Raw genomic sequence first — 13,373 nt, 5'->3', positions numbered from 1 at the left:
TTCTCAAACCTTATGAGATCAAAACAAGAACATTTCAATAGATTTTTCTTAAATTTACTTTTTCGTGGAACAGTTAAAGAGTAGTTTACACACAAGAAATAATGTCAAAAACACGATATTGAGGCTGGCAAATGCTTGTTTTCTGGAAAGAAAAGCTTGTTCTTCTTTCGGTCCCCAAGACCGGGACCACTGCTTTGGAAACCGCTCTGGGACCCAAGGCGTCGATGATTATCTCGGATCCGCCCGAGCTGAAACATGCGCCGGTCTATCGTTACAACCGTTTTTTTCGCCCAATGTTCGAGAAAGCCTGCAAAGAAGAGAACATGGAAACGGTGGCGGTGATGCGCGAACCGGTCAGTTGGTTGGGTAGTTGGTATCGGTACCGGCGCCGGCCTTTCATGAAAGGTCAGAGCAACTCGACACACGATCTTAGCTTTGATGATTTTGTTGATGCCTATACCAAAGGCGACCGCCCCTCATTTGCGAATGTCGGGAGTCAGGCCAAGTTTCTTGAGCCGCGGCCAAACGGGACCGCGGTGACGCACTTGTTCCGTTACGAAGACCAGCCGGGGTTCATTAGGTTTCTGGAAGACCGACTGCAGATGAAGATCGCGCTGGAACAGGAGAACGTCTCACCGCAGATGGACCTCAGCCTGTCGCCACGGATCGAAACCAAGTTGCGCAGAAAGTGCTCTGAAGAGTTCGATCTCTATGACAGCATTGCCTAGATTGGCGCGCATTGCGCTTGAACAATAGAAGTCAAGTCCTTGAGAGAGAACGGTTTTGGCAAGAATGCCGACCCTTCGATCTTGGCCTTTTTGTCTGGAAAGCTGTCTTCGGCGTAGCCTGACATAAACACAACACGTGTCTTTGGTCGTTGCTCGCGCGCCTGTGCAACCCAGGCCGGGCCATCCAGCCCCGGCATCACGACATCGCTGACAAACAGGTCCACGTGAAGATCGCGATCCTCGAGGATTTGCAAGGCTTCTTCCCCGGTTCCAGCTTCCAACACGGTAAACCCGTTCAATCGAAGCGCGCGTGACGCAAAGCTGCGCACGGGTGCTTCGTCTTCCACCAGAAGAACCACGCCACTGCGGTCTTTGCTTGGGGCGCGATCTTCCACCGCTTTGGGCTTGGGCGCCGCTGCTTCATAAAGTTCGTGCGCCGGAAACAGCAGTGTAAAGGTGGTTCCGCGGTCTTCCACACTGTCGACAAAGATGTAGCCGCCCGTCTGTTTCACAATGCCATAGGCCATCGACAACCCAAGCCCAGTGCCCTCACCGGTGCGTTTGGTTGTGTAGAATGGCTCAAACACTTTCGCCAATTTGTCGGCCGGAATGCCCGAACCTTCATCGGCAACTTTGACACTGACGTATTTGCCCACCGGAACGGTTGCACGATCCCGTTCCATCGGTGCCTCGAGCACCAGGCTTTCCGTGCGAATCGTAATTTCGCCGCCGTCCTGCATTGCATCGCGGGCATTGACGACGAGATTCATCAGGACTTGTTCCAATTGCCGTTTGTCAGCCCGGATGGATCGCAAGTTTGGATCATGCAACAACGTGAGTGTAATCCGCTCTCCGACCAGTCGGTTCAGCAAATGGGTCAAATCCGCCAAAGTGTCACGTAGATCCATAACTTCGGGCATGAGGTTCTGTTTTCGCGAAAACGCCAGCAGCTGCCCGACCAGGGCCGCGGCCCGGTTGGCATTTTCATTGATTTGAACAAGGTCTCCGAAATCTGGATCACCCTGACTGTGACGCAGCAGCAAAAGATCACAATGACCGGTAATTGCGGTTAGGAGATTGTTGAAATCATGCGCAACGCCACCTGCAAGCTGTCCGATCGCTTGCATCTTCTGGCTTTGGACAAATTGTGCCTCGAGTGACTTTAGCTCGGTCGCGTCACTCAGAACCGCGATCAGCGACACCTCGTCATCTTCAATCATGCGGTTAAGGCTGACTTGAACAAAGACCTCACGATCACTGCGCTTGAGCAACAAGAACTCGGAATGATGCTCTCCATGCCCGGCTGCGGCTTCGGCCAGCCAGTCGGAGATCGACCGCCCCAGCCCCTCCATCAGGTCCGACAAGTTGGTGCGGGCACTGACCGGTGACTTGACCAATGCGCGCGCCGCCCGGTTCGCCATGAGGATTTGACCGTCCACGCCCACTTTGAGCAACGGCACGGGCAGTTCGTCAAACTGAATGGCCCCGCCCTGCATTGCAGGCACATTGGTTGGCAACAGATAAATCTCGCGCCGGCCTGCAGACAAAGGGAACTCGGCCACCAGGCAATGACGGGTGCCGACGTCGGTCTCAATCGTATTGATCTCGCAGACGCGCGGTGGCTGACGGCCGAAAATGTCCGTCAAAGCCATCTTTCGCGCCCCCAGTAAGTCACGGGCGGCAGCGTTCATAAACAGGATTGAGTCCCGCTGTCCGACGGTCAGCATGGGCAAACGCGGCACACCAGGTCCCGCGCCGGGCGTTTCGGCATCCAACCGTTCGATTTGCCACTGAAAGAAGCCCTCGCCTAAAGCGGACACATGCAAACCCAGCCGCCCCGAGCGTAGCATCAGACGGTCGCTGACATGGCCTTCCGCCTCTGCCCGCCGCAATAGCGCGCGAACAAAGCCCTGTGGATCGGCCATGTCAGAAGACAGCAAAGACGTGACATTGCGGCCTTCAAGCTCCGGACCGTCATTCGACCCTAGGATTTCCCCATGTGTATCGCTGAGCAATTGGGTATGCGGTCCACGTGCAATGATCGCCCCCAAGGCACGAGACACGGCAGAAGAGTGCCGGCGCCGGAGATTTTGGCGCAAGGCCATGACCAGAGCATAGGCCACAACGATGCCACCACTCAGTCCGAGCCCCAGTTTCACCTGTGTATGAGCGGCCAAGGCAGACGACAAAATCAACACGGCCGCCATTGCCCAGAGCATCCGTCCGGGCCAAACCGTCAGGCCAACCGCACGTGGCGGTAACCCGGTCATTTCTTCGGCTGACAATGCCACGTGGGCCTCCTGCTAAACCTTGTGCCAAAATGCGGCTAAAGGCTTAACAGCCGCTTAATCCACATACTCCCCCATAGGTTGTATACAGATGTTAGGCATTCCGCGTCAAATGGGCGATGAAAAACCCATCATAGCCCTGCAACAAAGACCATCTTTGGCAATGCAATAGAGAGAAACCAGGGTTATCGGAGACAAACTTCTCAACTTGGATTTCATTCTCCTCACGCAACACGGAACATGTCGCATAAACCAGAATTCCACCAATCTTAACAGTAGCTTTCGCTTTGTTCAGAATGTTGCACTGCACCCGGAACAAATCTTCCAGATCTTCAGGTGAAAACCGCCACTTCGCATCAGGTGTACGACGCCAAGTACCGGTGCCGGAACAGGGAACATCACAGAACACGAGATCAAAGCCAGGTTCGTTTTCCAGTTGAGCGTGATCTGCAATTACAACGCTCAAGCCTGCACGTTCCGCACGGTTCGGAAGATCGCGAAGACGCGCAGGGTTCGCATCATGGGCCCAAAACTGTCCTTCAACACGCCCGCCCATTGCCAGTGTTTTACCGCCACCGCCAGCGCAGTAGTCCAATACGCGCATCCCCTCGGTAAGCGGTAACCCTTGGATAGCCGCCTGGCTGGACGCGTCCTGCAATTCCACCAAGCCTTCAAGATAGGCCCGCGATTGTGCAATTTTTCTCGGGCCTTCAAAGACTTCTAACGCAGTGTCAGCCAGTTCTGAGGCACGGCACAGAACACCATCTTCCTGCAACGTCGCAATCGCTGCATCGCGCGATATTTTGCGAAGGTTCACACGCAAAAAGACCGGTGCGCGGTGCCTCATGGCCGAAACAGAGGCCTCAAAACCCTGGCCGAGGGCGCCTTGCATCTTTGGGACAATCCATTCCGGAAGATCAGCGGGCAGCGGCCAAACGGTTTCCAGAGCCGCACGCTCCTGCGCGTTTAACTCGTCAGGAGCATATGTTGCGCCCGAAAACAGCGCGTCCAGATTAGCCTCGTCCTGATGCAACAGACCGAGCATCAAGTGGCGTCCGGTCTCGTCTAGCCCCGCAGGCAACGCCGAGCGACGCCGTCGCAACCCGTCATAGACATGGTCGCGGATGGCGGCCCGGTCTTTTGAGCCTGCAAAGCGCGAGCGGCGTGCCCATGCCGTCAGTGCCTTTTCGGCAGGCGTGCCGGAAAAGATCTGATCGAGCAGCTCAATCGCTGTCTGAACCCGCGCTGCCGGTGTCATCAGCCGACCCGGTAGTTCGGGCTTTCGCGAGTGATCTGCACATCATGCACGTGGCTTTCTTTCAGCCCGGCTCCGGTGATTTTCACGAAACGACAGTTTTTGCGCATGTCGGCCACGGTGGCGTTGCCGGTATAGCCCATCGCCGCGCGCAATCCGCCGACCAGTTGGTGCACGACCGCCCCGGCCGCACCCTTGTAAGGCACCTGCCCCTCGATGCCTTCTGGCACCAGCTTGTCACTGGCGGCGTCTTTCTGGAAGTACCGATCTGCCGACCCACGCGCCATCGCCCCAAGCGAACCCATGCCACGGTAGCTCTTAAAGCTACGACCTTGATACAAAATGACTTCTCCGGGGCTTTCGTCCGTGCCTGCGATCATCGATCCGACCATCGCACAGCTTGCGCCTGCGGCAATTGCCTTGGCAAAATCGCCTGAGAACTTGATGCCACCATCGGCGATAACAGGTGTGTCACCAGCTGCTGCGGCGCAATCACCAATTGCAGTCAACTGAGGCACACCAACCCCAGCCACCATCCGCGTCGTACAGATCGACCCCGGACCAATCCCGACTTTGACGGCATCCGCGCCAGCATCGATCAGCGCCTTGGTGGCCTCGGCGGTGGCGACGTTGCCCGCAATCACCTGAACGGCGTTGGACTGGGCTTTGATGCGTTTCACAGCCTCTATTACGCCTTCGGAGTGACCATGTGCCGTGTCGACCACAACAATATCGACGCCTGCATCAATCAGTTGTTCGGAACGAGCAAAGCCGCTGTCGCCAACCGATGAGGCGGCTGCGACGCGCAAACGTCCCAGATCGTCTTTGCAGGCCGTTGGGTTCAAGACCGCCTGTTCGGTGTCTTTCAGGGTCAAAAGCCCTGTGAGCTTGCCTTCACCATCGGTGACCAGCAGCTTCTCGATCCGCCGTGCGCGCATCATGCTCTTGGCTTCTTCCAGGTCGGCAGGCTCATGCAGAATGGCCAGATTGTTTGTCGTCATCACGGCACTGACAGGCATGTCGTCCGAAGTTGAGAACCGCATGTCGCGGTTGGTGACGATGCCTTCGACCCGGCCCTTTTCATCGACGACCGGAAAGCCTGTGAAGTTGTAGCGTTCAACCAAGGCGCGGGCATCCGCGATGGTTTGGTCACGAGTCAAGGTGACCGGATTGTAAACGATACCGGATTCAAACCGTTTGACGCGGCGCACCTCGCGCGATTGCGCTTCGACATCCAGGTTCTTGTGAATAACGCCGATCCCACCAGCCTGCGCCATGGCAATAGCCATGCGGGCCTCGGTGACCGTGTCCATCGCACTGGACAACAAAGGGATGTTCATGGTGATCGACCGCGTCACATTTGTGCGCGTATCCGCCGTACTTGGCAGGACACTGGACGCCGCAGGAACCAGCAAAACATCGTCAAAGGTGAGAGCCTCACGAATCTCCATCACACATCTCCTTGGGATGACCTCGTTTGGCGCTTCCCTATTACATGGGCAGCGCCTTTGCGAAACCCCAAATATCGCCACACCCCGCCGTCTGGCTTCGTATTGCCGAAAATACTCCCGCCAGAGGCCTCAAATCTTTGAGCGATGCCGCGGTTTGGCCTTTCCATGCCGCTCCTTGCCTTTCGTGGGCTTACGCGCCAGATATGCTGAAACGCGCGAACAAGACGACAGGTGCAATTCGATGAGCAGTGATCCCCTCGTGATCTTTACCCCCTCGGGCAAACGTGGCCACTTTCCGACCGGCACGCCGATCCTGACAGCCGCCCGTCAATTGGGTGTCGATCTGGACTCGGTATGCGGCGGGCGCGGCATCTGCTCAAAATGTCAGATCACCCCGTCTTATGGTGAATTCTCAAAACATGGCGTCACGGTCGAAGACACCGCCCTCAGCGAGTGGAATTCTGTCGAACAGCGCTACCAGGACAAACGCGGCCTGATCGAGGGACGCCGTCTGGGGTGTCAGGCCACGGTTCAAGGCGATGTGGTGATCGACGTCCCACCCGAAAGCCAGGTTCACAAACAAGTTGTGCGCAAACGCGCCGAAGCCCGTGACATCACCATGAACCCTTCGACCAAGCTGTTCTATGTCGAGGTTCAGGAACCCGACATGCACGACCCATCAGGCGATCTGGAACGCCTGCGCATGGCGCTGAAGGACCAGTGGGCGTTGGACAACGTGCATGCAGATCTGCACATTCTACAATCAATGCAACCAATCCTGCGCAAAGGCGCATGGAAAGTGACATGCGCTGTTCACCTTGGCGATACTGAAAATGCCCCCCGCATCATGCATATCTGGCCGGGATACTATGATGGCACGGTTTATGGATTGGCTGTCGATCTGGGCTCAACCACCATCGCCGCGCACTTGTGTGACCTGCAATCGGGTGAGGTTGTGGCCTCATCCGGCATCATGAACCCGCAAATTCGCTTTGGCGAAGACCTGATGAGCCGGGTCAGCTATGCGATGATGAACGCAAGTGGCTCGGATGAAATGACCGTGGCCGTGCGCGAAGGTATGAATGCCCTCTTCACTCAAATCAGCGCCGAAGCCGAGATTGACAAGGCCCTGATCGTGGACGCAGTCTTTGTCTGCAACCCTGTCATGCACCACCTTTTCCTGGGCATTGATCCCTTTGAGCTGGGTCAGGCGCCCTTTGCACTGGCCACATCGGATGCGTTGCGTATGAGGGCGGATGATCTCGACCTCAACATTCATCCGTCAGCACGGGTCTATATCCTGCCCTGCATTGCAGGCCATGTCGGCGCCGACGCAGCGGCTGTGGCGCTGTCTGAGGCGCCGGACAAATCAGACGACCTCGTTCTGGTTGTCGACGTGGGCACCAATGCCGAAATCCTCCTGGGCAACACGGAAAAAGTGCTGGCCTGTTCTTCGCCAACCGGCCCGGCCTTTGAAGGTGCGCAAATCAGTTCTGGCCAGCGCGCAGCCCCCGGTGCCATTGAGCGGGTTGAGATTGACCCCGTCACCAAGGCACCCCGCTTCCGTGTGATCGGGTCCGATATCTGGTCAGACGAAGAAGGATTTGACCAAGCCATCGCCACTACCGGTGTGACCGGCATTTGTGGCTCTGGCATTATCGAGATGGTGGCTGAAATGCGCCTGATGGGCATCGTTGACGGCCCCGGTCTGATCGGCAGCCCCGAGCAGACGGGCTCGGACCGCTGCTTCCTTGATGGGCGGACCTATTCCTATATGGTCTATGATGGCTCGGAAAATGGCGGCCCAGTGATCACGGTCACCAACCGCGACATCCGGGAAATACAAATGGCCAAGGCCGCCCTATATTCCGGTGCGCGCCTGTTGATGGACAAGTTTGAGGTCGAAGCCGTGGACCGCGTGGTGCTGGCCGGCGCCTTTGGCGCCCATATCAGTCCCAAGCACGCAATGGTTTTGGGCATGATCCCCGACGCACCACTGAACAAGGTGACCTCAGCTGGTAACGCCGCGGGCACCGGCGCGCGCATTGCCCTGTTGAACCAAGAGGCCCGCGCCGAGATCGAAGACACCGTGCGAGCGATCCACAAGATCGAGACAGCGATCGAGCCACGCTTTCAGGAACACTTCGTCAATGCCTCTGCCATTCCGAACTCGGTCGAACCCTTCCCGATCCTGAATTCCATCGTCACCATCCCGGATGTGAATTTCAATACAGGCGGCGGTGGAAGTGACGCAGAAGACGGCGGGCGCAGACGGCGGCGGCGGCGCGGCTAAGCCCGCCACACTGCCCACGATTTCTGTTGCAGCAGTGGCTCAATCTGCGTTGAAACACAAAACCATGATTCCTGCATTGTCGCCAAGCGCTTGATCTGCGTCGTTGATCCTAAAATCCATAGAACTGCGTGCGAAAACTGAATAAATATTGGAGTCCGCCCTCGGAACCAAATTGGTCCCATTGTCCACGCGAAGAAGTACGATGCCAAACTGTTGGTTCTGATCGAACTTTCAGGCTTTGTATGGCTCTAAAGACTCCTCATCTCGGCCCCTGTGCCCCATCTTGTCGACGCGACTGTACACATTGCGATCTACCGTCCAATCTCCATAGATCGGGTCCACGTCGTCGGGCAATTCGCTTTTGTCCAGATAAACCATACGCCTCCCTTCAGGCGCGGGAGATACCGGTATGCGTTGCCATCCTTTACGTGAGTCGACTCCAAAGCAAACCGCTTCCGCAGGCACCTCAGGATGCAAAAAACTCTTTGCATAGGTCCAATCTTGCGCATGTGCTGCTGAGCCCACGCACAGTGCGACTCCCAAAATCGAAATCCGCGTATACAGCATAGCTACTCCACCCCACGTCCAATTGATGGAAAGTTTGCCCCGCTTGCCAGCTTCTGGCAAGAGGCACGAGGTCTTGACCATCTCGACGCGATTCTCTACCTCGACCTTGGCGTGCGATTGACTATACTGCCTGAAGGTTGATATCGGCACTTTGCAGGAACGGCGAATGGAAGCAATGAGCCTAGAGCGGACCTAAGTCACAAGCGCAGCTTTCAGAACGTTGGGAGAGCTAACATACCGTCATGTTCCCGAAACTTGGCGTTCGTAATCCGCGCCATCATACCAACCGAGCGACTTGATCACGTTTAGATTGTCATCCAAGTCCCATTCTTCCCAACCAGAGAAGCGAACACGGTTTCCAGTCTTTTTATAGTGACCTTCGAACGTCCATGCGTAAACCATATGATGATCTGCGACGAGAACCTTGTCGAGGCTAAGAACGAGGTCGGGAAAGTCAGCCATGAAACCTGCCACCATATCGCCAATTTGGGATGGGCTCGCCATTGGGTCACCACCGTTCATGATCATGGTTGCTTGCTCTGCATAACGGCCAGCAACAACGTCAGGCGTCTGGTTCGTCCACGCATCGCAATGGCTTTGGGCAATGCTACGGGCTGTGTGCACATCAGGTGTCATCAAAATATCCTACTAAACCGCCAAACAGCATAATTTCAGAAACGTTAATTGGACATTCGTGTGCAATCAAGATTGCATCTTTGAGCGTTTCACAGATGACAGCTTTGTCCCGCTAACCGGACCTTCGACGGGTTTCATTGCTCGCAGATGCAGCGAATGACCGCAATGAGCCCAAACTGACGGATGCTGCAATCAGCACGAACTGTAAGAAGGGCGGGAAGCGGACATCTGCTCCGGGATATGCTAAGGCCTGCTATGCAAAACGGAGCAGCTATTTCACAATCTGGCTCGAACCGGTGCTCGCGCACCCAAAGTCGGCTTTCGTACGGTGTTCAACTAATTAGAGGCCTGAGGTCGACGAGGGCCTGTGCGTCCGGACATGAACTGGCCGCAAAGACTGGTCTGAAGTAACAAACCAAAGGCACAATCTAGTCAAATCCTGTTCAAATTTGTCCATTATCGATGTATTCAAGTAAAGTGTGGGAACAGTATGGCTGAAATCAGCTCGTTCAATATCGATACAGGTGAAGTCTTCATTCGGGCCGCGCCCGGGGAAGATTTAGCCGATTGGTTTCTGGTGCAGTATGACCACTCCGGAAATGGTTCAACTCCGGTTGATGCTGACCGTGTCGATACATCAGTACCCTACGTGTCTGATCCAGATGACGGCTACATTTATTACCTTCAAGTTCTGGGGCCAATGTCTTCCCCCTCTGGGCAGAGGGACGCTCTTGTACTGGTGGACGATACTTTGACAGCTGTTGATGCCGTTGGGTGGGGAAAGGATGACGATTTTGATCTAATCGGCGGCCCCGGTGATGGTATCACGATTAGCCCAGGCGATGGCAACTACGCTCCTGGCGATGGCCCGTGGTATTCAAATGGGCCCCCATGGGAAACCAGCCCCCCCCCAACGGACCTAGAGCCCTTACCCCCACCTTGTTTTGTCGCTGGTACGCTTCTACAAACTCCGAACGGTCCTGTCCCAATCGAACATCTCCACGTAGGACAGAGGGTGTCCACTTCAGATGGCCCAAAACCAATTCTCTGGGTTGGCGGTTCAAAGGTTAAGCTAAGCGGGTTAAAAACACGCCACCTACGACCCGTCCGGCTTTCAGCCGGCAGTTTAGGGCACAATCGACCATACCGTGACATTTTGCTGTCACAGCAGCATCGCGTGTATTGTGAGAGCGCCCTGAATGAGCTTCTGTTTGGAGTTTCCGGCGTTCTTGTTGCGGCAAAGCACATGGTCAATGGATCGACTATCATCATTGAAGAGGGAATGGATGAGGTCGAGTACTTCCATCTTTTGCTTGATAGTCATTACATCGTAAAAGCCAACGGCTTGAGCGCAGAAACTCTTCTTCTAAGCGAATGGGCGGCCTCAGGTTCAGCGCTAAAAGCCAAGGCTGAGTTTCTCGAGATTTTTTCGAAATACGCTCACTCTGATGCAGGATTTGAAAACAATTCTGCCTATCCTATTTTGAAAAAGTTTGAGGCTAAATTGGTGGGCTGGGGTTAAATCTTGGCCAAAATGCCCAAAGCCTGCTTCTCTCGCATGGCGGTTCTCCAAACCAACAGATGTAAACTGCCGCATTCCCGCCCGAAGTACTGGATTTTGCGAGGCTCAGCATTTGTCGCTTAGTTCTTTCCTGCCATTCGCTGCGGCTTGCACCAAGGTCAGCATTGGGTCGGGAGTTGTCGTTGACACTCGGCTGATCAACGGTCGCCTTGTCCGCTCACCGGTCCTTCGGGTATCGCACAGCTAAGGTCCCGTTTGAGCCCATTCTTCCAAATGCTGCAATCCGCACGAACTGGTTGTAAGGGTGGAAACCGGACCTTCGCTGCTTTTTGCACGAAAATCCGTTGAAGTACTCAACACTAACTTCTGCAGCGCGGCTGTTCAGCCAAAAAAGGTCCGCGATTTATCCTTACTGTCTTACAACGTCCGGCAGCTTCCAACCACTTTCAAGCCAGCCCTTGGTTGGGCCATAAAGCCTGAACAGCAAGAAAAAGTCTTCGCCAGTCGGTATCCAGTTGTTCTCCATGCCTGCTGGCGGTTGTGGCGCAAAGAAAACATCTGCTGATCCATCGTCATTTACCTGCATATCAGGCAAGTTCGGCGTCGCCAAACCCACCCGTTCGGCACCTTGGAAAAAGCCCTTTGTCTTCATACTGTAGGCGATGACCGACCAGAAATCCTCTGCGGGAGTGTCAGCGGGAATGGTCAATTTGTAGGTATCAGTGCCGTTCAGCATCTCGCCGCTACTGTCGCGCAACCCGCCAAGGTAAAAGGTCCCGCCTCCGAGGTTTTTTGGCAGATAGGTGAGATAGAAGTACTGCGCCGCCCGCTGGTCAATAAGGACTTCAGTGTCACTCACGAAGGGGAAGCCAAGTTTGGCTTGCTCCGGGTTTATTGCGAATGCACCCCATTGGCGATCGCCCCAAATCTGTTTGAAGCCGCCGCCCTCAGTAACAAAAACTTCCTGTAAATAGTCATATGCACAGGCAAGACCCTCAAGAAGAGCAGATTTCGTTTCTTCGTCGGGTTCGAATGGTTCGCCTCGAACAATGCCAAGTGAAGCGAGCATTGCCATCATCACCTTGTCCTGCTCCAGAACCGGTTCTCTTTGAACGACTGTATTCATGTCAGTGAAATAGGTCATGTCGTAAACTGGCAAAGTGTTTACAGGGTTTTTCTTAGTGTCCACAAATTCCGTCGGCGGCGGGTTATCAGCCTGCCCATACGAGTACCATTGCAGTGTTTGAGCATAAGCTGCCTGATCGGCATGGGTTCCACCGTTCTTTGCGACGGGCCGGAAAGCGAAGTGAACTCCAAAGGTGTTGGACCGATGTATTATATAGCCTTCCTCAGGCACCTCACCGTCATAGCCTGGAGGCAGGATCAAGTAGCGACCTCCCAAACCGGCGTCTTCACCAGTGGTGCCAACATCAACAATCGGTACTTGCCATGCGTTTACGATGGTTCCAAAGAACGCAGCCTTTTCTCCGGCAGGCGGTACTTCGATGACTATGGGCCCGTCCTTTGTCGTAAGTCCGGAAAAAGTATAGGGCGTGACGTCGTTTGCTGTCAGAAACCCGTGACGCGCGTCCATCGGCGCGCTCATGTAACCCACGACGCCGGGGGTGGCACCTGCGTCACGCTGTAGAGAAAGCTCGATGTCATATGCAGCGACTGCCGGCATAGCCCAGATTGCAGCTTCACAAGCGCGCCGAGATATCAAGTCATGCTGTGCTGAACTGAATTCCGCAGCAACCGGGTTGGATAGTCCGATGACTGATGCAGATACTAGAATAACAGAGCGCATGAAAACCTCCTCCAAATTGGACCTCAGAAATGAGCACATAGTCACTTCTGTAAGTCAACTAAGAAGGTTTTAGGGGGCAAATCAAAATTCCACCCAGACCGGACATTAGCCGACTGACCAGCAAGGTCAGCATAGGGGAGAGTGTTGCCGTTTCTGGAAATAAGTCCAACGGCTGCACTGTCCGCTTTGCGGTCCTTCAGGTATTGCGGAGCTACGCGCTAAATCCCGGTGCATTTGCTAAATTGGCATAAGCTCACTCAGTCTGGAATGTTCGCCTGTAGAGGCTTGGAATTAGCTTTTTGAAACAATTTGTTATCGACTTCCAACAAGAGCCTGTTAATCAATTGGTCGTAGGTTCGATCCCTACCGCCGGAGCCATAAAAAACCTCTAACCCCAACGGGTCAGAGGTTTTTTTGGTTTCTGAATTGCCCACCGTGTTTTTCAAGAAGGGCAAAGAGCGGGCAGAATTTCCCCAATTGAAATCGCGCAAAGTTTTGGTCATTGCCCCTGCAAAGTTTTTTTACTCGCCGCTTCGAATTATATGCAAACCAGAAAATCTATGACGATGGCGCACCATATCCTGCTTGGGTAATTCGCGGGGGTTCAGTGTTGATCGCTAGAAACTGGGCAATGTTCGCTCACAGAGCAGCGAATGGCGGCAATGAGCCCATCTTGACCGATGCTTCACTTCGCATGAACGTATGCAAACCGCGCATTTCTGCCATGGGCCATTGTATAGACGGCCCAAATGTATGTACCGGCTGCTGTTCGCAAATGATTTCTTGCACGCTTTCGGAAGTCGCTCATATGTATCCGGCCTGTTGA

At 54.7% G+C, this 13,373-nt stretch carries 9 protein-coding genes; 3 read left to right on the top strand and 6 right to left on the bottom strand.

The genetic code is table 11. The features are described from left to right. Window positions 1-131: 131 nt before the first annotated feature. Complete coding sequence (locus tag Q0932_RS19215; protein WP_299356688.1) at window positions 132-728, top strand: gamma-glutamyl kinase; 597 nt, start codon at window positions 132-134, stop codon at window positions 726-728. Here the strand turns inward: Q0932_RS19215 and Q0932_RS19210 are convergent. The 3 genes from Q0932_RS19210 to guaB all read right to left on the bottom strand — a co-directional run bounded on the left by Q0932_RS19210 (window position 725) and on the right by guaB (window position 5,722). Continuing rightward, complete coding sequence (locus tag Q0932_RS19210) at window positions 725-3,019, bottom strand: ATP-binding protein (RefSeq protein WP_299356685.1); 2,295 nt, start codon at window positions 3,017-3,019, stop codon at window positions 725-727. The two genes, Q0932_RS19215 and Q0932_RS19210, sit on opposite strands and share 4 nt — an antisense overlap. A 91-nt stretch (window positions 3,020-3,110) precedes the next feature. Then, window positions 3,111-4,274, bottom strand: a complete 1,164-nt coding sequence (locus tag Q0932_RS19205; protein WP_299356682.1) for an RsmB/NOP family class I SAM-dependent RNA methyltransferase — start codon at window positions 4,272-4,274, stop codon at window positions 3,111-3,113. Next, a complete protein-coding gene (guaB, locus tag Q0932_RS19200) occupies window positions 4,274-5,722 on the bottom strand; it encodes an IMP dehydrogenase (RefSeq protein ID WP_299356680.1) in 1,449 nt (482 codons plus the stop codon). The genes Q0932_RS19205 and guaB overlap by 1 nt, the downstream gene beginning before the upstream one ends. Window positions 5,723-5,963: 241 nt before the next feature. Here guaB and Q0932_RS19195 point away from each other — a divergent pair, with 241 nt between their 5' ends. Next, a complete protein-coding gene (locus tag Q0932_RS19195) occupies window positions 5,964-8,015 on the top strand; it encodes an ASKHA domain-containing protein (RefSeq protein WP_299356678.1) in 2,052 nt (683 codons plus the stop codon). Window positions 8,016-8,822: 807 nt separating this feature from the next. On the opposite strand, the gene Q0932_RS19190 is transcribed toward Q0932_RS19195, so the two are convergent. Further along, the gene (locus Q0932_RS19190; RefSeq protein ID WP_299356676.1) at window positions 8,823-9,218 is read right to left on the bottom strand and encodes a nuclear transport factor 2 family protein; all 396 of its coding nucleotides are present in this window, start codon (window positions 9,216-9,218) and stop codon (window positions 8,823-8,825) included. A gap of 490 nt (window positions 9,219-9,708) precedes the next feature. On the opposite strand from Q0932_RS19190, the gene Q0932_RS19185 reads away from it, so the two are divergent. After that, window positions 9,709-10,740: a Hint domain-containing protein gene (locus Q0932_RS19185; protein WP_299356674.1), complete on the top strand. Its 1,032-nt coding sequence runs from the start codon at window positions 9,709-9,711 to the stop codon at window positions 10,738-10,740. A 409-nt stretch (window positions 10,741-11,149) separates the two neighbouring features. On the opposite strand, the gene Q0932_RS19180 is transcribed toward Q0932_RS19185, so the two are convergent. Both Q0932_RS19180 and Q0932_RS19175 read right to left on the bottom strand, forming a co-directional pair. Beyond that, window positions 11,150-12,586: a DUF1214 domain-containing protein gene (locus Q0932_RS19180; RefSeq protein WP_083599411.1), complete on the bottom strand. Its 1,437-nt coding sequence runs from the start codon at window positions 12,584-12,586 to the stop codon at window positions 11,150-11,152. Between the two features lie 218 nt (window positions 12,587-12,804). After that, window positions 12,805-13,050 carry a hypothetical protein gene (locus tag Q0932_RS19175; protein WP_299356668.1) on the bottom strand — a complete coding sequence of 82 codons (246 nt, stop codon included), beginning with the start codon at window positions 13,048-13,050 and terminating at the stop codon, window positions 12,805-12,807. Window positions 13,051-13,373 lie beyond the last annotated feature (323 nt).

This window comes from uncultured Shimia sp., from assembly GCF_947498095.1.
In the GTDB taxonomy this organism is placed as follows: domain Bacteria; phylum Pseudomonadota; class Alphaproteobacteria; order Rhodobacterales; family Rhodobacteraceae; genus Shimia.
This window is presented reverse-complemented; position numbering and strand designations above follow the sequence as displayed.

What these genes read in the sequence shown, in the direction of transcription:
- Q0932_RS19185 (WP_299356674.1), top strand. Translation starts at nt 9,709, where the DNA reads ATGGCTGAAATCAGCTCGTTCAATATCGATACAGGTGAAGTCTTCATT.
- Q0932_RS19195 (WP_299356678.1), top strand. Translation starts at nt 5,964, where the DNA reads ATGAGCAGTGATCCCCTCGTGATCTTTACCCCCTCGGGCAAACGTGGC.
- guaB (WP_299356680.1), bottom strand. Translation starts at nt 5,722, where the DNA reads ATGGAGATTCGTGAGGCTCTCACCTTTGACGATGTTTTGCTGGTTCCT.
- Q0932_RS19205 (WP_299356682.1), bottom strand. Translation starts at nt 4,274, where the DNA reads ATGACACCGGCAGCGCGGGTTCAGACAGCGATTGAGCTGCTCGATCAG.
- Q0932_RS19180 (WP_083599411.1), bottom strand. Translation starts at nt 12,586, where the DNA reads ATGTGCTCATTTCTGAGGTCCAATTTGGAGGAGGTTTTCATGCGCTCT.
- Q0932_RS19215 (WP_299356688.1), top strand. Translation starts at nt 132, where the DNA reads ATGCTTGTTTTCTGGAAAGAAAAGCTTGTTCTTCTTTCGGTCCCCAAG.
- Q0932_RS19190 (WP_299356676.1), bottom strand. Translation starts at nt 9,218, where the DNA reads ATGACACCTGATGTGCACACAGCCCGTAGCATTGCCCAAAGCCATTGC.
- Q0932_RS19175 (WP_299356668.1), bottom strand. Translation starts at nt 13,050, where the DNA reads ATGACCAAAACTTTGCGCGATTTCAATTGGGGAAATTCTGCCCGCTCT.